Origin of the sequence: Mesorhizobium sp. AA22 (assembly GCF_001672375.2) — a bacterium.
In the GTDB taxonomy this organism is placed as follows: Bacteria; Pseudomonadota; Alphaproteobacteria; order Rhizobiales; family Rhizobiaceae; genus Mesorhizobium; species Mesorhizobium wenxiniae.
Genome location: NZ_CP048406.1, coordinates 126268 through 148361, shown reverse-complemented (window position 1 = coordinate 148361; position 22094 = coordinate 126268). Strand labels below are relative to the sequence as shown.

The following is a 22094-nucleotide window of genomic DNA, read 5'->3' as shown; positions in this document are numbered from 1 at the left end:
GCAGGGATTGCTTCACTGCGACTTGGCCTGCATGGGACCTGCGTGGGGAGAATAGATAGCGCCGACGACCCTCTGACCGCTTCGCCCGAAAGCGCCATGGCTCTCATGGCCCGTCCGGGCCAGCATGCCTGGCGGAAAATGCCGCCGCCGCGGCCCGTGACGGCAGGTCCAGCTTGAGCAGAATGTTGGCGACGTGGCGCTTGACAGTATGCTCGCTCAGCCTGAGCTCCGCGGCAATCGCGGCATTGCTCTTGCCGTCGGCAATCAGGCCCACCACTTCGCTTTCGCGCGCCGTCAACGTGGCAGGCTCGGCCGTCTTGGCCTTCGGCCGGCAGGCCGGCTCTAGATGCTGTTCCGAGGTCACTTGGACCAGCGCCAGCGGCTCGCTCGACTCGTCGAGCGTGATCCGGCCGGCATCGGCGAAATGAAGTCCCGAGCCGGTTGCCAGGTCGGCCACCAGCCGTGAAGCGATGATGTCGCCGCGGCCGGCATGGGTGGCAAGCTGCATCGCCGCGCGCGCCGTCAGTCCGGTCGGCGGCCCACGCGTTTCAATCTCTCCAACATGCACGCCCTGCGCGCTGGCAACTCCGATCCCGAGTGCGGCATCACGCAGCGCTGCGGCGCAGCGGATGGCGCGGGCCGGGCTGTCGAAGCGCGACATCATCAGCTCGCCACGCGTGCCTGCCGCGCGGCCACCATGGCGCCCGACCAGCAGCCGCCAGCTTTCCAAGAACCGCTGGCTCCTCTCGCTCCACATGCGGTCGCCGAGCCGTGCCGAATCGTAAATGCGCGTCACCAAAAGCGCAGCCAGCACACCCTCCACCTCGGCTGCCGCGCGCGCTCCGGTCAGGAACTCCTCGATCAGGTCGGCCACCCCATCGACATCGCCGGTCCAGATCGGGTGGTCGCGCCCGGGGACCTCGACCAATTGTGAATTCGCGATCTTCCTTGCCAGGAAGCGGCTGGCATCGGGGTCGACGCGCGCATCGTTGCGGCGATGGATCACCAGCGTCGGTGCGCTGATCGCCGCCAGCACGCCGCGCACGTCGATCCCCGCATCCATGCGCGCCAGGGCCGCTGCCGCCGTCGGGCTCGCCGACAGCCGCTCGAAACGCCCCCACCATGTGGCAAAACGGGGATCGTCAACCCGGCCAGGCGTGAAATGCGGCAAGGTGGCGCCGGTGCCCCATGCCGTCTCCGCCATCTCGATGAAGGCGTCGAGGCGTTCGAACGGCATTACCCATTTGTGGAAATGCGCATAGCCGCCATAGAGCGCCAGCGCCCGCGTCCGCTCCGGATAGGTGGCAGCGAACAGCATCGCCATTGGCGCGCCTTCCGAGGCACCGAGCAATGCCGCACGCCCGCTGCCAGCGGCGTCCATCACCGCGCGCACGTCGTCCATGCGGGTTTCAAGGCTAGGTAGGTGATTGGTATCGATGCGGTCCGATAGACCGGTGCCGCGCTTGTCGAACAGGATCAGCCGCGAGAAGGCCGAAAGCCGCTTCAGCAGTCGGCTGTAGCCTTCGTCTTCCCACTGCAGGTCGAGATTGGAAATGAAGCCCGGCACGAAAACGAGATCGAACGATCCCTGGCCGACCACCTGATAGGCGATCCGCAGGTCGCCGCTTCGGGCGTATCGAGTTTGGATCGGCCTCACGAGATTTGTCCGCCCAGCCCGACGATTTCTGATCGCCCAGCATAGCAGACGCGCGTCGCTTGCAGCAGATCAAACTTTTGAGGATGGGAACATAAGCGTGCGGGCCTTAAGAGGCATGTTCGCTGGCCTACTTCTGCGAAGCGGCGATCCCGGCATTCGACTCACCGGCCCGAGCGCCCTTGCCACCCGGAACGACGTCCCCTGCATCGGCGCCGAAGCCCCCTCGTTCCGGCGCAGCTGGCCGCCTGATCCTTGCCGAGGCGGCGACGACAAGCTCGTTAAACCCTTCGCCACCGCTGTCCAGCATTTCGAACAATTGCCGCCGCATCCTCGGTTCCCAGAACTTGTTGATGTGCTCGGCGACGCCGGCAATGCCTTCCTCGCGCGGCTTGGAATGAAAAAAGGCGGCGATCTGGTTGGCCATTCGGACCAGCTTTTCGCTGGTGCTCATGATGTGGCCTTGGTCATGCGACATGCTTGGCAACTCCTGAAATCACCCGTTCGGGGTGGGTGAAGATATCGAAATCAGCGCCACGCACGAGAGCCACAAGCGTTATGCCGGCATCTTCTGCCGTGCGGATGGCAAGTGCCGTCGGCGCCGAGACGGCAATGATGAAGGCAGCACCGATCGCCGCCGTCTTCTGCACCATCTCGACCGAAACGCGCGAGGTCACGACGACGGCACCCAAGGTGCCATCGATGCCGGCTTTGGCCAGCGCACCGGCCAGCTTGTCGAGCGCATTGTGGCGGCCGACATCCTCGCGCGCCATGACGATGCCCTTGCCTGGGACATAAAAACCGGCGGCATGGACCGCACCGGTCTCGGCATGCAGCGGCTGCGCTTGCGACAAAAACTTGACCGAACCGACGACGTCGTCGGTGTCAAGCGTAAGTCTTGACGAACCGACCGCCTCGACCGAGCGCATCGCCTCATCGATCGACTCGATGCCACACAGCCCGCAGCCGACCGGGCCGGCCAGCCGCCGGCGCCGCGCCTCGAAGCGCCTATTGGCCTGGTCCTTCAGCCTGATCTGGATGTCGATGCCGGCGCCGTGATCCTCAACCTCGATCGCCTCGATTTCCCGGCGGTCGGCGATGATGCCTTCGGCCAGCGAGAAGCCGAGCGCGAAATCCTCGAAATCGGCCGGGCTCGCCATCATCACCGCATGGGTGGTGCCGGCAAAGGAGAACGCCACCGGCGTCTCTTCCGGCACCATCCGGTTGGCGGCCGCAGCGCCACCGGCGCGGTGTGCCAGCCGCGAGATCTGCGTCGTGACTTTGCGGCGCGCGCTCAAAGATTACTCCGCTGCTTCCAGCGTCGCGATGCGACGGCTGTTGCGGGCCTGCTCGTCATAGTCGAGCTGCCATTCCGATGGCCCGTTGGAAGCGCCGACCTGCACCGCGGTCACCTTGTATTCCGGACAGTTGGTCGCCCAGTCGGAGAAGTCGGTGGTGATGACGTTGGCCTGCGTGTCGGGGTGGTGGAACGTCGTGTAGACCACGCCAGGCGACACCTTGTCGGTGATCAGCGCGCGCAGCGTCGTCTCGCCGGAGCGGCTGGCCAGGCGGACCCAGTCGCCGTCGCGCAGACCGCGGTTTTCGGCGTCATGCGGGTGGATCTCGAGCCGGTCCTCGCTGTGCCACATGACATTGTCGGTCCGCCTGGTCTGCGCGCCGACATTGTACTGCGACAGGATGCGGCCGGTGGTCAGCAGCAGCGGGAAGCGCGGTCCCGTCCTCTCGTCGGTCGCCACATATTCGGTGCGGATGAACTTGCCCTTGCCGCGCACGAAGCCGCTGATATGCATGATCGGCGTGCCTTCCGGCGCCTGCTCGTTGCACGGCCACTGCACCGAGCCCATCCTGTCCAGATAGTCGTAGGAGACCTTGGCGAAGCTCGGCGTCGTCGTGGCGATCTCATCCATGATTTCGGACGGATGCTGGTAGTTCCAGGTAAGCCCCATCGTCTGTGCGAGCTTCTGCGTCACTTCCCAGTCGGCCAGACCGTTCTTCGGCGCCATCACCTTGCGCACGCGATTGATACGGCGCTCGGCGTTGGTGAAGGTGCCGTCCTTCTCGAGGAAGGTCGAGCCGGGCAGGAAGACATGCGCGTAGTTGGCGGTCTCATTGAGGAAGAGATCGTGGACGACGACGCATTCCATGGCGGCAAGGCCTGCGGCGACATGCTTGGTGTCGGGATCCGACTGCAAAATGTCCTCGCCCTGCACATAGAGGCCCTTGAACGAGCCGTCGACGGCGGCGTCCAGCATATTGGGAATGCGCAGGCCGGGCTCGTCGTCGAGCTTGACGCCCCAAAGGCTCTCATAGATGTCGCGCACCGCATCGCCGGAGACGTGGCGATAGCCGGGCAGCTCGTGCGGGAAAGAACCCATGTCGCAGGAGCCCTGGACATTGTTCTGGCCGCGCAGCGGGTTCACGCCGACGCCCGGCCGGCCGATATTGCCGGTCGCCATGGCGAGGTTGGCAATGGCGATGACGGTGGTCGAGCCCTGGCTGTGCTCGGTGACGCCGAGGCCGTAATAGATCGCGCCATTGCCGCCGGTGGCAAACAGCCGTGCGGCGGCGCGGATCTCTTCGGGGTCGACATTGGCAAGCTGGCCGACCATTTCGGGGCTGTTTTCCGGCAGCGCCACGAACGACGCCCAGTCCTGGAACTCGTCCCAGTCGCAGCGCTCGCGGATGAAGGCTTCGTCGAACAGGCCTTCGGTGACGATGACATGGGCAAGGGCGGTGACCACGGCGACATTGGTGCCGGGCTTCAGCGGCAGATGATGCTGCGCCTCGATATGGGCCGAGCGCACGATGTCGGTGCGGCGCGGGTCGAGCACGATCAGCTTGGCACCCTTGCGCAACCGCTTCTTCATGCGCGACGCAAACACCGGATGTGCGTCGGTCGGATTGGCGCCGATGATCATCACCACGTCGGTCTGCTCGATCGAATCGAAGTCCTGGGTGCCGGCCGAGGTGCCGAATGTCTGGCCAAGGCCATAGCCGGTCGGCGAATGGCAGACGCGGGCGCAGGTATCGACGTTGTTGTTGCGGAAACCCTGGCGGATCAGCTTCTGCACCAGATAGGTTTCCTCATTCGTGCAGCGCGAAGAGGTGATGCCGCCGATCGAGGTGCGGCCATACTGGTACTGGATGCGGCGGAACTCGCTGGCGGTGTGGGTCAGCGCTTCTTCCCACGACACCTCGCGCCATGGATCGGTGACCTTTTCGCGGATCATCGGATTGAGGATGCGCTCCTTGTGGGTCGAGTAGCCGTAGGCAAATCGGCCCTTGACGCAGCTATGGCCACGGTTGGCCTTGCCGTCCTTGTAGGGCACCATGCGCACCAGCTCGTCGCCGCGCATTTCGGCCTTGAACGAGCAGCCGACGCCGCAATAGGCGCAGGTGGTGACGACCGAATGCTCCGGCTGGCCGATCTTGATCACCGATTTCTCGGAAAGCGTCGCCGTCGGGCATGCCTGCACGCAGGCGCCGCAGGACACGCATTCGCTGTCGATGAACAGCTGGTGCATGCTGGGCGACACGCGGCTTTCGAAGCCGCGGCCCTCGATGGTCAGCGCGAACGTGCCTTGCACCTCCTCGCAGGCGCGCACGCAGCGCGAGCAGACGATGCATTTCGATGGATCATAGGTGAAGTACGGATTGGACTCGTCCTTCGCCATCCATTTGAAGTTTTCTGCGCCGTCGTTCTTCTTGAAAACGTGGTTGTCGCCCTCGTAACCGTAGCGCACGTCGCGCAGGCCGACGACGCCGGCCTGGGTCTGCAACTCGCAGTCGCCATTGGCGGCACAGGTCAGGCAGTCGAGCGGATGGTCGGAAATGTAGAGCTCCATCACGCCGCGGCGGATGTCCTTCAGCCGACCGGTCTGGGTGTGCACGACCATGCCCGGCGCCACCGGCGTCGTGCACGAGGAGGGCGTGCCGTTGCGGCCGTCGATCTCGACCAGGCAGAGCCGGCAGGAGCCGAAAGCGTCGACCATGTCGGTGGCGCAGAGTTTTGGAATGGCAATGCCGGCCTCCATCGAGGCGCGCATGATCGAGGTGCCTTCCGGCACGGTGACGGTGAAGCCGTCGACGGTCAACGTCACCTGCTTCTCGGATGTCGAGGACGGTGTGCCGTAGTCGATTTCCTGAACCAGACCCATGGCGAGACTCCTATTCTGCTGCTTCGGCGACCGGCGCCGGCTTGAAATCATCGCGGAAGTGGTTGATTGCGCTCATCACCGGATAGGGCGTGAAGCCACCCAGCGCACAGAGCGAACCGAACTTCATCGTGTTGCAGAGGTCGGTCACCAGCTCGATCTGCTTTTCCGGCTCGATACCCCTGGCGATCTTGTCGATCGTCTCGACGCCGCGCGTCGAGCCGATGCGGCATGGCGTGCACTTGCCGCAGCTTTCGATGGCGCAGAACTCCATGGCGAAACGCGCCTGCTTCAGCATGTCGGCGCTATCGTCGAACACGGTGATGCCGGCATGGCCGATCAGCCCGTCCTTGGCGGCAAAGGCTTCGTAATCGAACGGCGTATCGAACAGGCTGCGTGGAAAATAGGCGCCGAGCGGCCCGCCGACCTGCACCGCCTTGACCGGCCGCCCCGTCGCCGTGCCGCCGCCGATGTCGTCGATTATCTCGCCCAGCGTCATGCCGAACGCAGCCTCATAAAGACCGGGATATTTGACGTTGCCGGCGATCTGGATCGGGATGGTGCCGCGCGAGCGGCCCATGCCGAAATCCTTGTAGAAGGCAGCACCCTTGTCCATGATGACGGGTACCGAGGCCAGCGAGATGACGTTGTTGATCACCGTCGGCTTGCCGAACAGGCCCTGGATGGCCGGCAGTGGCGGCTTGGCGCGAACCACGCCGCGCTTGCCTTCGAGGCTGTTGAGCAGCGAGGTTTCCTCGCCGCAGACATAAGCGCCGGCGCCAACGCGGATTTCCATGTCGAAGGCGTTGGCCGAGCCCAGCACGTTGAGGCCGAGCAGGCCGGCCTTGCGGGCGGCCTCGACCGCCTTCTGCATCATCGCCACCGCATGCGGATATTCCGAGCGGATATAGACGAAGCCCTTGGTTGCGCCGGTGGCGATGCCGGCGATCGCCATGCCTTCTATCAGCACGAAGGGATCGCCCTCCATGATCATGCGGTCGGCGAAGGTGGCGCTGTCGCCCTCGTCGGCATTGCAGACGATGTACTTTTTGTCGGCGGTCGTATCGAGCACCGTCTTCCATTTGATGCCGGTCGGGAAGCCGGCGCCGCCACGTCCGCGCAGGCCGGACTGCGGTCACTTGGCTGACGACATCGGCCGGCGTCATGGCCACCGCGTTTTGCAGGCCCTTCAGCCCGCCATGCGCCTTGTAATTGTCGAGCGACAACGGATCTGTGACGCCGCAACGCGCGAAAGTCAGCCGCGTCTGCTTGGCCAGGAACGGGATCTTGTCGGGTGCGCCCAGCCAGCGCTTGTGGTAGCCGCCGGTGAGGAAACCGCTGTCGAACAGGCTTTTGACGTCGGAAGGCTTCACCGGCCCGTACGCGACGCGGCCCTTGTCTGTCGCCACTTCGACCATCGGCTCGAGGAAATAAGCGCCACGCGAACCATTGCGCACGATCTTGGCCTCAATGCCGCGATCGGCCAGTTCCGCACGAACCGCCTTGGCGACCTTCTCCGCACCGAGCGCCAGGGCGCCGGAATCGCCGGGAATGTAGATGCGCGGGATCATGAACGTACCTCGGCAACGATCTCGTCGAGTTTTTCGTCATTGAGCCGGCCGATCACCTCGCCGTCCAGCATCGCCGATGGCGCACAGGCGCAAAGGCCGAGGCAATAGACTGGTTCCAGCGTCACCGAACCGTCGCGGGCCGTCTCGTGGAAGCCGATGCCCAGCAATTGCTTGAGTTTGGCGGCGATCAAGTCCGAGCCCATCGATTGACAGGCTTCCGCCTGGCAAAGCTTCAGCACATGCCGCCCGGCCGGGTGGCGGCGGTAGTCATGATAAAAGGTAACGACGCCGTGCACCTCCGCCTTGGAGATGTTCAACGCCTCGGCGATTACCGGCAGCGCGTCCTGCGGCACATGACCGAACTCTTCCTGGATGCCGTGGAGGATCGGCAACAGCGGGCCTTCGAGGCCCTTCAGCTCCTGGACGATCACCGCCGTGCGCAACGCGATCTCGGTACTTGCAGGCTGCATTGTCATGCAGCGCCCTCCCTGGTCGTAGTAATCTTCCGCTAAGTGGTTAAAAAATCAGAGGAAACCCACCAAATCAATAAAGCTGATCCGTTGCTCGATAGAAATCTTCTATCGATGCCGTTCAGCCTGCAATCTCTAGCTCAGTGGCGGGCGCGGAAATCGTCCGCCAACGCCATCGCCTCGTCCAGCAGCGCCGAGACCAGCGGCGTGTGCGGCTCGCGCGGCGTCGCCACCAGCCCGACGGTGTGGCTGGCATCCGGCTCGACAATCGGAATGGCCCGGATCGGCTCGGAAAAGCCGAATGTTTCCGATAGGTTGAGCGGCATGATCGACGACCATTTGCCGGTACGGATATGGGAGAACAGCACGATCATCGAATTGGATTCGAGCGTCGGCCGCACCTGCGTGCCGGCTTCGGCCAAATGCTGGTCGATGATGCGGCGGTTCTGCATGTCGGGCGTCAGCAGGCAGAGCGGCAGCTGGCTGAGCTCCGCCCATGTCACTTTGTCGCGGTCGGAATAGGGGTTTCCGACCGCGGTGATCAGCTGATAGCGCTCGTCATAGAGCGGCACGCTGGTCACCCGCCCCAGCGGCTCGTTGTCGAGGTAGGTGATGCCGGCGTCGATGTCGAAATTGCCGAGCAGCGACAGCACCTCGATCGAGGTGCGCGACAGAACCGAGAAGGTGACGCCGGGATGTTTTGCCCGAAAGGGTGTCGTCAGCCGCGCCACCATGGCCAGCGCCGTCGGGATGGCGGCGATGCGGATGCGCCCCGAGAGGCCGTGACGCGCCGCCCGCATCTCCTCGCGCATGGTCCTGCTATCGCCGACGATGCGGCGCGCCCACACCAGCACCTGCTCTCCCTCCGGCGTCAGCCCCTGAAAGCGCGATCCGCGTAATACCAGCATCACGCCGAGCTGGCCCTCCAGCTGCTTGATGCCGGCCGAAAGCGTTGGCTGCGTGACGCCGCACACCTCCGCCGCCCGGCCGAAATGCTCTTCCCTGGCCAGCGCGATGAAGAATTCCAGCTTGTCGATCATGAGCGGACGCTACCCGGCCATGTGAGGTTACGCCAGATGCATGCTGATTTTGCTTGGCGAATCCTCATGCGGCCGAAGCTTCGCCGCCGTCCAAGCCTAACGATCGACCAGGTTAAGAATGTTGCCGTCAGGATCCTTGAACCATGCGACCTTCATGCCGTAGCCGACATGGATGTCGCCTTCCAGCTTCAGGTCCGGCATCTCGTAGTGCTCGAAGACAACGCCCTTCGATTTCAGCGCCTTGACGACGGTGTCGATCTCGTCGCCGACCATCCAGGTCACCGCCGTCGCCTTGTTGGTTCCGGCGAACTTCGAGCGATACACATTGATGCTGGTGTCGCCGCATTTGTAGACGATCAGTTCGCCACCCTCGTTGTGAACCTCCGTCAGCCCCAGAACGTCTTCATAGAAGGCCTTGGCCTTGGCCAGGTCCTTCACCGCGAGATTGGCCGTTGCGTTGCTGTTTGCGAGCATGATTGGTCTCCTTTCCTTGCTGGCGAGCACGTCCGAAGCCCTGCAACAAGATAGGGCTGCTTCGTCTTCCGGCGACCGCAGCTTGCGCTATCGGCGTGCCTCTTCCGTAAGGACGTTTCGACTCCCGCAAATCCCTACGAGCAGACGCGAGTTTTGATGCCATGCCCGGTGAGTGTCGTTCCGCCGCTTGGTTATGTTCGGGAACTGCATTATCTCAAGCGGAAAGCAGAGGAAAAGCTGATGCCCGCCGTCCAGGAAAACGTTACCAAGGAAATCGTCATCGAGCGCCTGAAGACGGTCAACGGACCGGACTTCACCGGCAACATCGTCGACCTCGGCATGGTTTCCGAGATTTTCATTGCCGATTCCAAGGTCTTCTTCTCGATCACGGTGCCGGCTGCCCGGGCCCAGGAGATGGAGCCGATGCGTGCCGCCGCCGAGCGTGTCGTCAAGGCGATCCCCGGTGTCGCCGGCGCCGTGGTTGCGCTGACGGCGGAAAGGAAAGGTGGCGGCATGGAGGCTCCGGTTCCGCAGAGACCCGCCCCCAGGCCCGCGCCGCCGGCCGCACCCGCTGCCGCGCCACATCCGGCCCCGCATGCTCCGGCCTCGCACAGCCAGGGCAAGCGCGGCGTGCCCGGCATCGAGGCGATTATCGCTGTCGCTTCCGGCAAGGGCGGCGTCGGCAAGTCGACCACTGCCGTCAACATCGCGCTTGGCCTCGCCGCAAACGGCCTGAGGGTCGGCGTGCTCGACGCCGACATCTACGGCCCGTCCATGCCGCGGCTGCTCAAGATCCATGGCCGGCCGCAGACCGTCGACGGCAAAGTCCTGAAGCCGATGGAGAATTACGGCCTGAAGGTCATGTCGATGGGCTTCCTCGTCGATGAGGAGACGCCGATGATCTGGCGGGGGCCGATGGTGATGTCGGCATTGACGCAAATGCTGCGCGAGGTCGAGTGGGGTCCGCTCGACGTGCTCGTCGTCGACATGCCGCCCGGCACCGGCGATGCGCAACTGACCATGGCCCAGCAGGTGCCTCTGGCCGGCGCCGTCATCGTCTCGACGCCGCAAGACCTGGCCCTCATCGATGCCCGAAAAGGCCTTAACATGTTCAGGAAGGTCGACGTGCCGCTGTTGGGCATCGTCGAGAATATGAGCTATTTCCTCGCCCCCGACACCGGCAAGCGCTACGACATCTTCGGCCATGGCGGCGCGCGCCGCGAGGCCGAGCGTCTCGGTGTCACCTTCCTCGGCGAAGTGCCGCTCGAAATGGGTATCCGCGAAAGCTCGGATGCCGGCACGCCGGTGGTGGTCTCGAAGCCCGATAGCGCCGAGGCGAAGATCTACCGAGACATCGCCTCGAACGTCTGGGGCAGGGTCAACGAAGAACGCGGCGCGGCTGAAGCCGCCGTGCCGAGCATCGTGTTCGAGTGATCCCTCCCCCATGAGGGGAGGATGGCCGCCCGCAGGGCCGGGTGGGGTCCGCGGCAACGCGCTCCACCTCTCTTAGCCTCAGTTGAAGGTCGGGGCAGTTGAGGTGATCCCTCCCGCCTCGCGTCGCGAGGCACCCTCCCCTCAAGGGGGAGGGATCAGCCGCCCACCTTCTCGCCGAAGGACGAAAAGAACTGTCCGGCCAATTTCTTCGATGTCGATTCGATCAGCCGACTGCCGAGCTGGGCAATCTTTCCGCCGACATCGGCCTTGGCCGCATATCTGAGGATCGTCGCCTCCGGGCCATCTGCGGTCAGGGTCACATCGGCGCCGCCTTTGGCGAAGCCGGCGATGCCACCCTTGCCCTCGCCCTGGATGGTGTAGGAATGCGGCGGGTTGAGGTTCCTCAGCGTCACCTCGCCGTTGAACGTCGCTTTGATGGGGCCGATTTTGACCACCACGGTCGCTCCCATCTCGGTGTCCGATTTCTTTTCGAGGCTCTGGCAGCCCGGAATGGTCTGGCTCAGAACGTCCGGGTCGTTCAGCGCTTCCCACACCTTTTGCAGGGGTGCGGCGATGCGTTCCTCGCCTTCGATCACCAAAGCCATCAAAATCTCCAGGATACAAACTGACAGGCCCCGATGCGGTCTAGCGTGAGGGTAGACGCGTGTCTATCGCACCAAAGTCCGGAATCGGATGGCGCGTGCCTCTTGCCTGCTCTCGCGCGTTGTCATATCGATTTGTCATACAAATACGGAGACCATGATGGCCGGCGCCCCCACGCAGAAAAAGAAATTTCGCTCGCAGGAGTGGTTCGACAATCCCGACAATCCGGGGATGACGGCGCTTTACCTCGAGCGCTATCTGAATTACGGGCTGACGCGTGCCGAACTGATGTCGGGCAAGCCGCTGATCGGCATCGCCCAGACCGGCTCGGATCTGTCGCCCTGCAACCGCCACCATATCGAGCTGGCCAAGCGCGTGCGCGAGGGCATCGTCTCGATGGGCGGCATCCCTTTCGAGTTCCCATGCCACCCGATCCAGGAGACGGGCAAGCGCCCAACCGCCGCACTCGACCGCAACCTCGCCTATCTCGGCCTGGTCGAGGTGCTCTACGGCTACCCGCTCGACGGCGTCGTGCTCACCATCGGCTGCGACAAGACGACGCCGGCCCTGCTGATGGCCGCGGCCACCGTCAACATTCCGGCTATCGCGCTGTCGGTCGGCCCGATGCTGAACGGCTGGCACAAGGGCAAGCGCACCGGCTCCGGCACCATCGTCTGGGAATCGCGCCAGCGCCTGTCGGCAGGCGAAATCGGCTATGACGAGTTCATGGACATCGTCGCCTCCTCGGCGCCGTCCACCGGCTATTGCAACACCATGGGCACCGCCACCACGATGAATTCGCTGGCCGAGGCGCTCGGCATGCAGCTGCCTGGCTCGGCCGCGATCCCCGCTCCATATCGCGAGCGTGGCCAGATCGCCTATGAGACGGGAAAACGCATCGTCGACATGGTGCATGAGGATCTGAAGCCCTCCGACATCATGACCCGACAGGCCTTCGAGAATGCCATCGTCGTCAATTCGGCCATCGGCGGCTCGACCAACGCGCCGATCCATCTCAACGCCATCGCACGCCATCTCGGCGTGCCGCTCGACAATGACGATTGGCAGCAGGTCGGCCTCAAAATACCGCTCATCGTCAACCTGCAGCCGTCGGGCGAATATCTCGGCGAGGATTATCATCATGCCGGTGGCGTGCCGGCGGTGGTGGCCGAACTGATGAAGGCCGGGCTGTTGCCCCATCCCGACGCCATGACCGTCAACGGCAAGACGATGGGCGACAATTGCAGTGGGGCCGTCAACGAGAATCCCGACGTCATCCGCAGCGTCGCCGAGCCGCTGAAAGCCAATGCCGGCTTCATCAATCTTAGGGGTAATCTGTTCGATTCGGCGATTATGAAGACCAGCGGTATCTCGCCCGAATTCCGCGAACGCTATCTGTCGAACCCGAAGGACCCCGAGGCCTTCGAAGGCAACGCCATGGTCTTCGACGGGCCCGAAGACTACCACGCCCGCATCGACGATCCGGCGCAAGGCATCGACGAGCACACGATCCTGTTCATGCGCGGCGCCGGCCCGATCGGTTATCCGGGCGGCGCCGAAGTCGTCAACATGCAGCCGCCGGCCCATCTCATCAAGAAGGGCATTCATGCGCTGGCCTGCATCGGCGACGGTCGCCAGTCGGGCACGTCGGGCTCGCCGTCGATCCTCAACGCCTCGCCCGAAGCCGCCATAGGCGGCGGGCTGGCGCTGTTGAAGACCGGTGACCGCGTCCGCATCGACCTGCGCAAGGGCACCGCCGACATTCTCGTCACCGACGACGAGATCACGCGCCGTCGCGCCGAGCTGCAGAACAGTGGCGGCTATCACTACCCCAAGCACCAGACGCCATGGCAGGAGATCCAGCGCGGCATGGTCGACCAGTTTTCCGAAGGAATGGTGCTGAAGCCGGCGGTAAAGTACCAGGATGTGGCGCACACCCGCGGCGTGCCGCGGGACAATCACTAATGCATGTCGCCCAAAAGTGTGCAGCGGTTTTGGGACAACGACATGCATAAAAGCAAAGGTCTAAAGGGCGTCGCGTGTTTCAGACGACGGCGCTTTCCGCTGGCGGCGGCTTGATACGATCAAGCCGCCGCCATATGTTTGCTGGCCCGCCGCTCAGAGATAGCCGGTGATCTCCGGCGCTTTGTCCTGCCTGTCGCGCTTGCCGTCCTCGTAGACAATCGGTGCTGCGGCGAGTTCCGCTTCGGTAACGTCGTCGAGGCAGGCGACGTTCACCGCCCAGAAGTTCCCGCCCATGAAGTCGAGATAGCCGCGCGAGAGAAAATTCGCGCCGCAGTTCGGGCACATATAGTGGTTGATGTCGCCTTCCGGCCAGTTCGACGGCGTCGCTTTGTATTCCCGCATCCGGTCGCGGCCGTCCGTCACCCGCACGGCCTCATAGGCCGCGAAGGATTTCCGGTAGCCGAGCTTCCAGCAGAAGCTGCAATTGCATTTGCGGATGCCCTCAGTGAGGTCGATGTCGGCCTCGAAACGCACCGCGCCGCAATGGCAGCTGCCGTGATAGGTCTTTTTCATGGTTTTCCTCCCAGACGTGTTCTGGCTCCGCCAAACCGGCCGCCGGAGCCAGAGCATCCTTTGCTTCAGGCATGACGCTTGACAAGCGGGCGCAACAAATCCACGATCATGGCAAGGGGTGCATCGCGACGACCCCGTGAGGCGTCAGCCCAACGTTCGCGTCCAAGCTTCTCTGTCAAGGAGGTGGACGCCATGCCGTCGACAACCGCTATCACCGTATTGCAACTATCCCGTCTGATTGGTCTGCCGGGTGCGCCCGCGATCGTCGATGTTCGTATCGAAGATGATTACAACGCCGATCCGCGCCTGCTCCCGGCCTCAAGCCGGCGTGATTTCAAAACCGTCTCTACCTGGGCGTCCGAATACGCCGGCAGCCGAGTGGCGGTCATCTGCCAAAGAGGACAAAAGCTCTCGCAAGGCGTGGCCGCATGGCTGCGGCATGAGGGCGTCAGTGCCGAATCCCTCGAAGGCGGCTTCGAGGCCTGGCGCGATGCCAAGGGGCTTTTGGTCGATGCCGGCAAGATACCGCCCCGCGATGGAAAAGGCCGCACCGTATGGGTGACGCGGGCGCGCCCGAAGGTCGATCGCATCGCCTGCCCCTGGTTGATCCGGCGTTTCATCGATCCGAGCGCTGTTTTCCTCTTTGTCGAGGCGGCCGAAGTGTTGGCCACTGCGGATCGCTTTCAGGCCGTGCCTTTCGACATCGACAATGTGTTCTGGTCACACCGCGGCGAACGCTGCACCTTCGACACGATGATCGAAGAGTTCGGGCTCGAATCCGAGGCGCTCGACCGCCTGGCCATGACTGTGCGCGCAGCCGACACTGCAAGTCTCGATCTGGTTCCCGAGGCGGCCGGATTCCTGGCCGCCTCGCTTGGCCTGTCGCGGATGTTTCGCGACGATCTGGAACAGCTGGAGGCAGGCATGCTGCTCTACGATGCGTTTTACCGATGGTGCCGCGACGCCACCGAGGAGACGCACAACTGGCCAAGCGTGAGCAAGCCATGAGCGCCCCGGTTTCTGACGGAACGGAGGCTTCGGGGGGCGAGATCGTCGAAGCGCCGGCTGCGCCAACCTTCCGCGAAGGCGTAAAGCTCTGGGCGAAAATCGGCCTGCTCAGCTTCGGCGGGCCGGCCGGCCAGATCGCGCTCATGCACAAGGAATTGGTCGAGGAACGGCGTTGGATCGGCGAGCAACGTTTCCTGCATGCGTTGAACTACTGCATGATGCTGCCCGGCCCTGAAGCCCAGCAACTCGCCATCTATATCGGCTGGCTGTTGCACCGGACGATCGGCGGCCTGGTCGCCGGTATCCTGTTCGTCGCGCCGGGCGCGGTTGTGATGCTCACCTTGAGCATCCTCTATGCGCTATACGGCGACGCTCCCCTCGTCGAGGCGCTGTTTTTCGGGGTGAAAGCGGCCGTGCTCGCCATCGTGATCGAGGCGATGATCCGGATCGCACGTCGAGCCCTGAAGAACCGGGTCATGGTTTCGATCGCGCTCGCCGCCTTCATTGCCATCTATGCATTGAACCTGCCGTTTCCGCTCATCATCCTGCTTGCCGGCGTGACGGGCTGGATTGGAAACCGTGTTGCGCCGGCCCTTTTTTCGGGTGCGGCACACGGCAAAGACGCGGTTCCCGACATCAAGGGCGCGGTCGACCTGATGTTCGAGCGCGGCGAGCTGGCCCACACCAGGCCGACGCGATGGCATGCGCCGCGCATCATTGCGATCTGGCTGCCGATCTGGCTCGGCCCCGTGCTGCTGATCTGGGTGTTCACCGGATCCACCAGCGTGTGGACTGAGATCGGTGGCTTCTTCAGCGTCATGGCGGTCGTCACCTTCGGCGGCGCTTACGCGGTCCTTGCCTATGTCGCGCAGGCAGCGGTCGAGTCCTTCGGCTGGCTCGGACCCGGTGAAATGGTCGATGGCCTCGGGCTTGCCGAAACCACGCCTGGTCCGCTCATTCTGGTCCTGCAGTTCGTCGGCTTTCTTGCCGCGTTCCGCCAATCCGGATCGTTGAGCCCGCTGCTTGCAGGATCGCTTGGGGCGATGCTCACCCTATGGGCGACGTTCACGCCTTGCTTCTTCTGGATATTCCTCGGTGCGCCCTACATCGAAGCCCTGCGTGGCAACAAGGCGCTGTCGGCGGCGCTGACCGCGATCACTGCCGCCGTCGTCGGCGTCATCATGAATCTCGCTCTGTGGTTCGGCTTGCACGTCATCTTTGGCGAAGTGCGCAACATCGGGCTTGGAATGGACGTGCCGGTGCTCTCATCCATCGACTGGCGCGCGGCGCTGCTGTCGTGTGCTGCCATGATCGCCATTCTGAAGCTGAAGATCGGCATGCTGCCGACGCTTGCGGGATCGGCCCTCGCCGGTGTTTTGTTGCTGGCAGCGAGCGGATAACGGCTGCGTGCGGCCGTCGCTTCATTGTAGTTCGGGCATTCGGATAGGAACATCATGGCGAGACAACGCTCTTCCCTAGGCTTCCTTGGAATGTTCGGCCGATCAGGCGACCTCAGGCAACTCGACGCCGCGTTACGCGGCGTCGATCTTCATCCCGCCCTTGTGCCGGAGGGAGCAAAGCTCACCATCGTCAATCTGATGAAAGACCACTGGTCTGACGAGCCGCCACTACAAGCCTATCCAGCGGTGGCGCAGCTATTTGGCTATTGTATTGCCGGGCCGGAAGCATTCGAGCAATCCAACGGCCTTCAACATAGGCTGGATGCGGAGCGCCGGCTGGAGGCGGCACTTGAGGCCGGCGACAGCTTCGATGCGCAAATCATACTGATGACGCTGCATGCCAAGCTGATCAGTGGCGAGGTCGTCGAGCGCTATGGGTTGAGGACCGACTGACCGTTTTGACGAGAAGCGTTCTCAGCCGCCCATGCCGCTGCGCGGCAGATGGATAAGATTGCCGAAGCGGGCGCGCAACTTGTCGTCGACCAGCTTCGGGACATGGCGAGGGAAGCGCTCGGCGAGGATGCGTTTCTTCTCGATGATCGCCCGCTGCAAGATGTCGGGCCTGCCTTTCTCGTTCCACTCCTTCGGCGAAAACCGGTCGCCAACCGCCGGGTAGAAATATTCCGTCTGCATCAGCCGCAGCGTCTGCTCGTTGCCGAGATAGTGACCCGGCCCCTTCAGGCAGACGTCGGCGATGGTGTCTATCGACAGCGACTCATCGGTCACCTCGATGCCGCGCACGCAGCGCAGGCAATGGCCAAGCATGTCGTTGTCGATGATCAGGCTTTCCAGGCAGAAACCGAGCAGTGAGGCGTGCATGCCGGCCGATTCGTAGACGAGGTTGAGGCCGGCAAGGCCCGCCATCACGTCGGTGATGCCCTTTTCGTAACCGGACTGGATGTCAGGCAGTTTCGAATCCGTCATGCCGGCGGCCGAACCACCGGGCAGGTCGTAGAACTGCGCCATCTGGGCGCAGGCAGCCGTCAGTACCGCTTGCTCGGCCGAACCGCCTGACATGGCGCCGGTCCTGAGATCCGATACGAACGGCCAGGTGCCGAAGATCGCCGGATGCCCCGGCTTGATGGCGTTGACATAGACGAGGCCGGCGAGCACTTCGGCCACTGCTTGCACCACCGCGCCGGCGATCGCCGCCGGCGCTGTGGCGCCTGCCTGGCCGGCCGACAGCAACAGGATCGGAATGCCGCCTTCGACGCAGGCCTCGAGCACGCCGCAGGCGTCCTCGGCGAATTTCATTGGCGGCACGACAAAACAGTTCGAATTTGAGACGAAAGGCCGCGCGCGAAAATTCGCTTCGCCGCCGGCAATGGCATAGAGCATGTCGAGCGCCGGCTTGACGTTCTCGCGCACCGTGAAGGACGTGCCGACATGCTTCGACGTGCCCATCACGCAGGCGTAGAGCGTGTTGAAATCCATGTCGAGCGGATCGGGAATGTCGCGCGGCACCATCGGCCGCTGGAAGAAATGGATGTTGTCGAGCCCTTCGACGATGCGGGCCGCGTCATAGATGTCCTGCAGCAGCGACTCTCGATACTCGCGCTTCTCGACGTCGACCAGATGCACGGCGGCGCCCGCCGTGCCGTAATGCACGCGCTTGCCCTGGATCAGCATGTCGTGCTTGGGATCCTGGCCATGAAGGGTGAAGTGGCGTGCGGCCTTCTTGATGGTGTCGAGGACGAGCGCGCGCGGAAAACGAATGCGGCCGTCCTCGCCGAGCGTGGCGCCGGCCTTGGTCAGCGCCTCGATGCAGGATGGGATGGCATTGGCGAAGCCGACCGTTTCAAGCAGCGTCAGCACCGCTTCGTGGATGCGCTCGCAGTCGTTTTCGCTGAGCGGCCCGTAGCTTCCGCCTTCAAGGCCGGCGCGCACCGGCTTGATATCGTCGGCAAGCGGCGCCGCCCGCATGGCGCGGCGCGCTTCGCGCCCCCCGGAACGCCGCGAACGTTGGTCCGAGGTCGTATCCGGCTTCTCAACAGCCACTGACATGGGAGGCACTCCACCTTTAGCTGCGAAGCGGGCGGCGGTGGTTGGTCCACCATCGGCGTGCTTCGTCCCCTTATGCCTCGAACTATGCCGCCGGCATTGGTGCAGCCTATGAGCCAGACGGTCCCGTCACATATGCCAGAGCGCTAAAGAATGGCGGCCGGTCTCTGTCACGCCCGACCGAGGCATCAAGCCGCCGCCGGCCTGCGCCCGGCCGCCGTGGCGAGTTCGCGGATGCCGGGCTCGATATGCTGCAGCGCAATCGAGGAGATGCCCAGCCGCATGAAGCGCGACGGCTTTTCGGTGCGGTCGAAGAAGCGGTCGCCAGGCTCGATGATGACGCTGCGCGAGGCAGCGGCCTCGGCCAGCCCGCGCGAATCGGTGCCGCGCGGCCCTTCGAGCCAGAGCGACGCGCCACCGGCGGAATCGGTCGAGCGCCACTCCGGCAGGAAAGCGGAAATTGCATGGATCAGACGCTTGCGCCGTTCGTCGAAAGCGCTCGACAGCCGCCGCACCAGCGCCTCATGGTGGCCAAGCGACAAGAACAGTGCGACCGCGCGCTGGTTGTTGGCCGGCGGATGACGGAGCATGAAGCGGCGTAGCGCGCGAAGCTCGGAGATCAGCCCGGCCGAGGCCACGATGTAGCCGAGCCTAAGGCCCGGAGCCAGCGTCTTCGACATTGAGCCGACATAGATGACGCGGCCCGAGCGGTCGAGGCTCTTCAGCGCCTGCTGCGGCGCTTCGTCCAGAAGCTGGCTGTCATAGCCGTCCTCGATGATGATCTGGTTGAGACGATTGGCGCGCGCCAGCAGGTCCTGCCGGCGCTCCGCCGACAGCGGCACCATGGTCGGGCAATGGTGGCTGGGTGTCACGAAGACGAAGCCGGAATCACTTGGAATAGAAGCGGTTACGATGCCGGAGTGGTCGACCGGGACCGGTGTGACGTCGGCGCCCGCCAGCCGGAAGATCGAGCGTGCGTCGGGATAGCCGGGGTCTTCCATGGCGACCTTGGAGCCTTTGGTCATCAGCAGCGTCGCCAGCATATAGAGCGCATTCTGCGCGCCGAGCGTGACGATGATCTCATCGGGGTTGGCGAAGATGCCGCGCCGCGGCAACAGCCGCGCCTGGATCTGCTCGATCAGCAGCGGATCGTCGCGGTCGACCATGTCGGACGCCCAGTTGCGGATCTCGAGCACGGCGAGCGCCATGCGGTTGCACTCGCGCCACTCGGCGGTCGGGAACAGTGCCGGATCGAACTGGCCATAGACAAAGGGGTAGGACGACTTGATCCAGTTGTCGTGCTTGGCCGGCGGCGGCATGTCGCTGGCCGCGATCTGTCGGCGCGCCTTCCAGTCGATCTCATTGGCCTGGTCGGGCGCCTTCTGGTGCGGTTTGGCCGGCGTCGCCAACACGTCCGGATTGACGAAATGGCCGCGCCGTTCGCGCGCCACAAGGAAACCCTGGTCGACGAGTTGCTGGAAGGCCAGCACCACGGTGCCGCGCGCCACGCCGAGTTTCTCGGCCAGAATCCGGCAGGACGGAAGCGGCATCGAGGCGGCGATTTGCCGGTCGAGGATGGCGGCGACGATCGCTTGACGGATCTGTGCCTGCAGGGTCTGGCCGGATTCCGCCGAAATCCGGAACAGGCCGGACCATATGGCCGTGTCGTTTCGCTGTGGCATGGAAGATGTTCCTCGATGGCCAGCTTTTTCACTTCGCTGGACCAGTCAAATGTACCGGTGGCACAAGCTGTTGCGCCAATCAATTTTTCTGATCGCTGGGATTTACGCCAGTGATCCTTCGCTGCAACGCGTCATCCCCTGGCGTGACGCAACGCGTCATCCCAGCGTGACGCAACGCGTCATCCCAGCGTGACGCAACGCGTCATCCCAGCGTGACGCCGTGCGTCATCGCTGCGCATTGAAACCAGTTGATTTCGGCTAGATAGTTTGGACGCGACGACACGCGCCGGAAACATCCGGTCTGTTATGTTGAGATTTCAAGGCTCGGAGTGAGGCAGTGGATCAATCGTCCTTTCAAAAACAGCTCGACGCCCTGCGCGATCACCGTGCGGCCAAATCGGGCAGCATGCGCGAGGCTTTCGCCGCTGATCCGCAGCGCTTCGAAAAATTCTCCGCCACCGACGGCGACCTGCTGCTCGACTGGTCGAAATGCGCGGTCGATGCGCAGACGATGGATATGCTGGAGAAGCTGGCGGGAGCCGCCGATCTCGAAGGCCGGCGCGCCGCGATGTTCTCAGGCAAGAAGATCAACGTCACCGAAGGCCGCGCCGTGCTGCACACCGCCCTGCGCAACCTGGACGGCAAGGGCATCGTGCTCGACGGTCAGGATGTGAAGGCGGAGGTTGTCGCCGTGCTCGACGCGATGGGCGTTTTCGCCGATGCCGTGCGCTCCGGCAAGGCGGCCGGCGCCACAGGCAAGAAGATCACCGACATCGTCAACATCGGCATCGGCGGGTCCGACCTTGGCCCGGCCATGGCGACCCTGGCTCTGGCGCCCTATCACGACGGGCCGCGCACGCACTACGTGTCCAACATCGACGGCGCTCATATCCACGACACGCTGATGGGCCTTTCCGCCGAAACCACGCTGTTCATCGTGGCCTCGAAGACCTTCACCACGGTCGAGACGATGACCAATGCCGAGACGGCACGCGAATGGGTGCAGAAGGCGCTCGGCAAGGAAGCGGTCGGTAAGCATTTCGCCGCCGTCTCGACGGCGCTGGAGCTGGTGGCCAAGTTCGGCATCGCGTCCGACCGCGTCTTCGGCTTCTGGGACTGGGTCGGCGGACGCTATTCGGTCTGGGGCGCGATCGGCCTCCCGGTGATGATCGCAGTTGGCCCGAAGAATTTTCGCGCCTTTCTTGACGGCGCGCACGCGATGGACGAGCATTTCCAGACTGCGCCGCTGGCCAGGAACCTGCCGGCGCTGATGGGGCTGATCGGCTGGTGGCATCGGGTGATCTGTAAATACCCCGCTCGCGCCGTCATCCCGTACGACCAGCGCCTGTCGAGGCTGCCGGCCTATCTGCAGCAGCTCGACATGGAATCGAACGGCAAGAGCGTCACCCTCGACGGCGGCGCTGTGACCACGCCGACCGGCCCACTGGTCTGGGGCGAGCCCGGCACCAATGGCCAGCACGCCTTCTTTCAGCTGCTGCACCAGGGCACCGATTTCATTCCGGTCGAATTCCTCGCAGCGGCCATCGGCCATGAGCCGGATCTCAAACATCACCACGATCTGTTGCTCGCCAACTGCCTGGCGCAGTCGGAGGCTTTCATGAAGGGCCGCACGCTGGAGGAAGCGCGCGCGCAGATGCTGGCGAAAGGCATGGCGCCCGCCGAGGTCGACAGGATCGCCCCGCACCGCGTCTTCTCCGGCAACCGGCCCTCTGTGACGATCCTCTACAGACAACTCGATCCGCATACGTTCGGACGGCTGATCGCGCTCTATGAGCACCGCGTCTTCGTCGAAGGCACGCTCTTCAACATCAATTCCTTCGACCAGTGGGGCGTCGAGCTCGGCAAGGAACTGGCGACCGGCCTGCTGCCTGTCGTGGAAGGCAAGGAGAATGCCGCAAAGCGGGACGCTTCGACCGCCGGGCTGGTGGAACACATCCACCGATTGCGCGGATCGGAGTAAGCG

17 protein-coding genes and 1 pseudogene are annotated in these 22094 nt (G+C 63.8%); 6 read left to right on the top strand and 12 right to left on the bottom strand.

The genetic code is table 11. The features are described 5' to 3' along the window. Positions 1-103: 103 nt before the first annotated feature. The 8 genes and pseudogenes from A9K68_RS00680 to A9K68_RS00645 all read right to left on the bottom strand — a co-directional run bounded on the left by A9K68_RS00680 (position 104) and on the right by A9K68_RS00645 (position 9384). Positions 104-1657: an alpha/beta fold hydrolase gene (locus tag A9K68_RS00680; protein WP_065005980.1), complete on the bottom strand. Its 1554-nt coding sequence runs from the start codon at positions 1655-1657 to the stop codon at positions 104-106. 127 nt (positions 1658-1784) lie between these two features. Further along, a complete protein-coding gene (locus tag A9K68_RS00675; protein ID WP_065005979.1) occupies positions 1785-2132 on the bottom strand; it encodes a formate dehydrogenase subunit delta in 348 nt (115 codons plus the stop codon). After that, on the bottom strand, positions 2122-2952 hold the full coding sequence (gene fdhD / locus A9K68_RS00670) for a formate dehydrogenase accessory sulfurtransferase FdhD (RefSeq protein WP_065005978.1): 831 nt from the start codon (positions 2950-2952) through the stop codon (positions 2122-2124). Before fdhD ends, A9K68_RS00675 begins: the two co-directional genes overlap by 11 nt. Before the next feature lie 3 nt (positions 2953-2955). Further along, positions 2956-5832: a formate dehydrogenase subunit alpha gene (gene fdhF, locus A9K68_RS00665; protein ID WP_065005977.1), complete on the bottom strand. Its 2877-nt coding sequence runs from the start codon at positions 5830-5832 to the stop codon at positions 2956-2958. 10 nt (positions 5833-5842) lie between these two features. Continuing rightward, positions 5843-7400, bottom strand: a pseudogene (locus tag A9K68_RS00660) (NADH-quinone oxidoreductase subunit NuoF). Next, positions 7397-7876, bottom strand: a complete 480-nt coding sequence (locus A9K68_RS00655) for a formate dehydrogenase subunit gamma (protein WP_065005976.1) — start codon at positions 7874-7876, stop codon at positions 7397-7399. The pseudogene A9K68_RS00660 and the gene A9K68_RS00655 overlap by 4 nt, the downstream one beginning before the upstream one ends. A 134-nt stretch (positions 7877-8010) precedes the next feature. Continuing rightward, positions 8011-8910, bottom strand: coding sequence for a LysR family transcriptional regulator (locus tag A9K68_RS00650; protein WP_065005975.1), 900 nt, complete (start codon positions 8908-8910; stop codon positions 8011-8013). 96 nt (positions 8911-9006) lie between these two features. Beyond that, positions 9007-9384, bottom strand: a complete 378-nt coding sequence (locus tag A9K68_RS00645) for a VOC family protein (protein ID WP_065006140.1) — start codon at positions 9382-9384, stop codon at positions 9007-9009. A 240-nt stretch (positions 9385-9624) separates the two neighbouring features. Between A9K68_RS00645 and A9K68_RS00640 the strand changes: the two genes are divergently transcribed. Then, entirely contained in the window at positions 9625-10818 is a 1194-nt protein-coding gene (locus A9K68_RS00640; RefSeq protein WP_065006139.1) for an Mrp/NBP35 family ATP-binding protein, read from the top strand. Positions 10819-10973: 155 nt separating this feature from the next. On the opposite strand, the gene A9K68_RS00635 is transcribed toward A9K68_RS00640, so the two are convergent. Next, positions 10974-11423: a carbon monoxide dehydrogenase subunit G gene (locus tag A9K68_RS00635; RefSeq protein ID WP_065005974.1), complete on the bottom strand. Its 450-nt coding sequence runs from the start codon at positions 11421-11423 to the stop codon at positions 10974-10976. 157 nt (positions 11424-11580) lie between these two features. On the opposite strand from A9K68_RS00635, the gene A9K68_RS00630 reads away from it, so the two are divergent. Beyond that, the gene (locus A9K68_RS00630) at positions 11581-13386 is read left to right on the top strand and encodes an IlvD/Edd family dehydratase (RefSeq protein ID WP_065006138.1); all 1806 of its coding nucleotides are present in this window, start codon (positions 11581-11583) and stop codon (positions 13384-13386) included. Between the two features lie 153 nt (positions 13387-13539). Here the strand turns inward: A9K68_RS00630 and A9K68_RS00625 are convergent, their stop codons facing one another. Then, positions 13540-13959, bottom strand: coding sequence for a GFA family protein (locus tag A9K68_RS00625; protein ID WP_065005973.1), 420 nt, complete (start codon positions 13957-13959; stop codon positions 13540-13542). A gap of 192 nt (positions 13960-14151) precedes the next feature. Here A9K68_RS00625 and A9K68_RS00620 point away from each other — a divergent pair, with 192 nt between their 5' ends. From A9K68_RS00620 to A9K68_RS00610, 3 genes are read left to right on the top strand one after another with little or no spacing between them, the layout of a single operon-like run. Further along, complete coding sequence (locus tag A9K68_RS00620; protein ID WP_065005972.1) at positions 14152-14967, top strand: sulfurtransferase/chromate resistance protein; 816 nt, start codon at positions 14152-14154, stop codon at positions 14965-14967. Next, positions 14964-16367 (top strand): chromate efflux transporter, encoded by a 1404-nt coding sequence (gene chrA / locus A9K68_RS00615; RefSeq protein ID WP_065005971.1) that lies wholly within the window; start codon positions 14964-14966, stop codon positions 16365-16367. Before A9K68_RS00620 ends, chrA begins: the two co-directional genes overlap by 4 nt. A gap of 54 nt (positions 16368-16421) precedes the next feature. After that, positions 16422-16820, top strand: coding sequence for a hypothetical protein (locus A9K68_RS00610; protein WP_065005970.1), 399 nt, complete (start codon positions 16422-16424; stop codon positions 16818-16820). 21 nt (positions 16821-16841) lie between these two features. Here A9K68_RS00610 and A9K68_RS00605 read toward each other — a convergent pair whose 3' ends face one another. Further along, the gene (locus tag A9K68_RS00605; protein ID WP_065005969.1) at positions 16842-18431 is read right to left on the bottom strand and encodes a trimethylamine methyltransferase family protein; all 1590 of its coding nucleotides are present in this window, start codon (positions 18429-18431) and stop codon (positions 16842-16844) included. A 185-nt stretch (positions 18432-18616) separates the two neighbouring features. Beyond that, positions 18617-20110, bottom strand: a complete 1494-nt coding sequence (locus A9K68_RS00600) for a PLP-dependent aminotransferase family protein (protein WP_065005968.1) — start codon at positions 20108-20110, stop codon at positions 18617-18619. A gap of 337 nt (positions 20111-20447) precedes the next feature. Here A9K68_RS00600 and pgi point away from each other — a divergent pair, with 337 nt between their 5' ends. Then, the gene (pgi, locus tag A9K68_RS00595; protein ID WP_065005967.1) at positions 20448-22091 is read left to right on the top strand and encodes a glucose-6-phosphate isomerase; all 1644 of its coding nucleotides are present in this window, start codon (positions 20448-20450) and stop codon (positions 22089-22091) included. Positions 22092-22094 lie beyond the last annotated feature (3 nt).

Coding starts and splice junctions, on each gene's coding strand:
- A9K68_RS00675 (WP_065005979.1), bottom strand. CDS start 2,132: ATGTCGCATGACCAAGGCCACATCATGAGCACCAGCGAAAAGCTGGTC.
- fdhF (WP_065005977.1), bottom strand. CDS start 5,832: ATGGGTCTGGTTCAGGAAATCGACTACGGCACACCGTCCTCGACATCC.
- A9K68_RS00655 (WP_065005976.1), bottom strand. CDS start 7,876: ATGACAATGCAGCCTGCAAGTACCGAGATCGCGTTGCGCACGGCGGTG.
- A9K68_RS00650 (WP_065005975.1), bottom strand. CDS start 8,910: ATGATCGACAAGCTGGAATTCTTCATCGCGCTGGCCAGGGAAGAGCAT.
- A9K68_RS00645 (WP_065006140.1), bottom strand. CDS start 9,384: ATGCTCGCAAACAGCAACGCAACGGCCAATCTCGCGGTGAAGGACCTG.
- A9K68_RS00640 (WP_065006139.1), top strand. CDS start 9,625: ATGCCCGCCGTCCAGGAAAACGTTACCAAGGAAATCGTCATCGAGCGC.
- A9K68_RS00635 (WP_065005974.1), bottom strand. CDS start 11,423: ATGGCTTTGGTGATCGAAGGCGAGGAACGCATCGCCGCACCCCTGCAA.
- A9K68_RS00630 (WP_065006138.1), top strand. CDS start 11,581: ATGGCCGGCGCCCCCACGCAGAAAAAGAAATTTCGCTCGCAGGAGTGG.
- A9K68_RS00625 (WP_065005973.1), bottom strand. CDS start 13,959: ATGAAAAAGACCTATCACGGCAGCTGCCATTGCGGCGCGGTGCGTTTC.
- A9K68_RS00620 (WP_065005972.1), top strand. CDS start 14,152: ATGCCGTCGACAACCGCTATCACCGTATTGCAACTATCCCGTCTGATT.
- chrA (WP_065005971.1), top strand. CDS start 14,964: ATGAGCGCCCCGGTTTCTGACGGAACGGAGGCTTCGGGGGGCGAGATC.
- A9K68_RS00610 (WP_065005970.1), top strand. CDS start 16,422: ATGGCGAGACAACGCTCTTCCCTAGGCTTCCTTGGAATGTTCGGCCGA.
- A9K68_RS00605 (WP_065005969.1), bottom strand. CDS start 18,431: ATGTCAGTGGCTGTTGAGAAGCCGGATACGACCTCGGACCAACGTTCG.
- A9K68_RS00600 (WP_065005968.1), bottom strand. CDS start 20,110: ATGCCACAGCGAAACGACACGGCCATATGGTCCGGCCTGTTCCGGATT.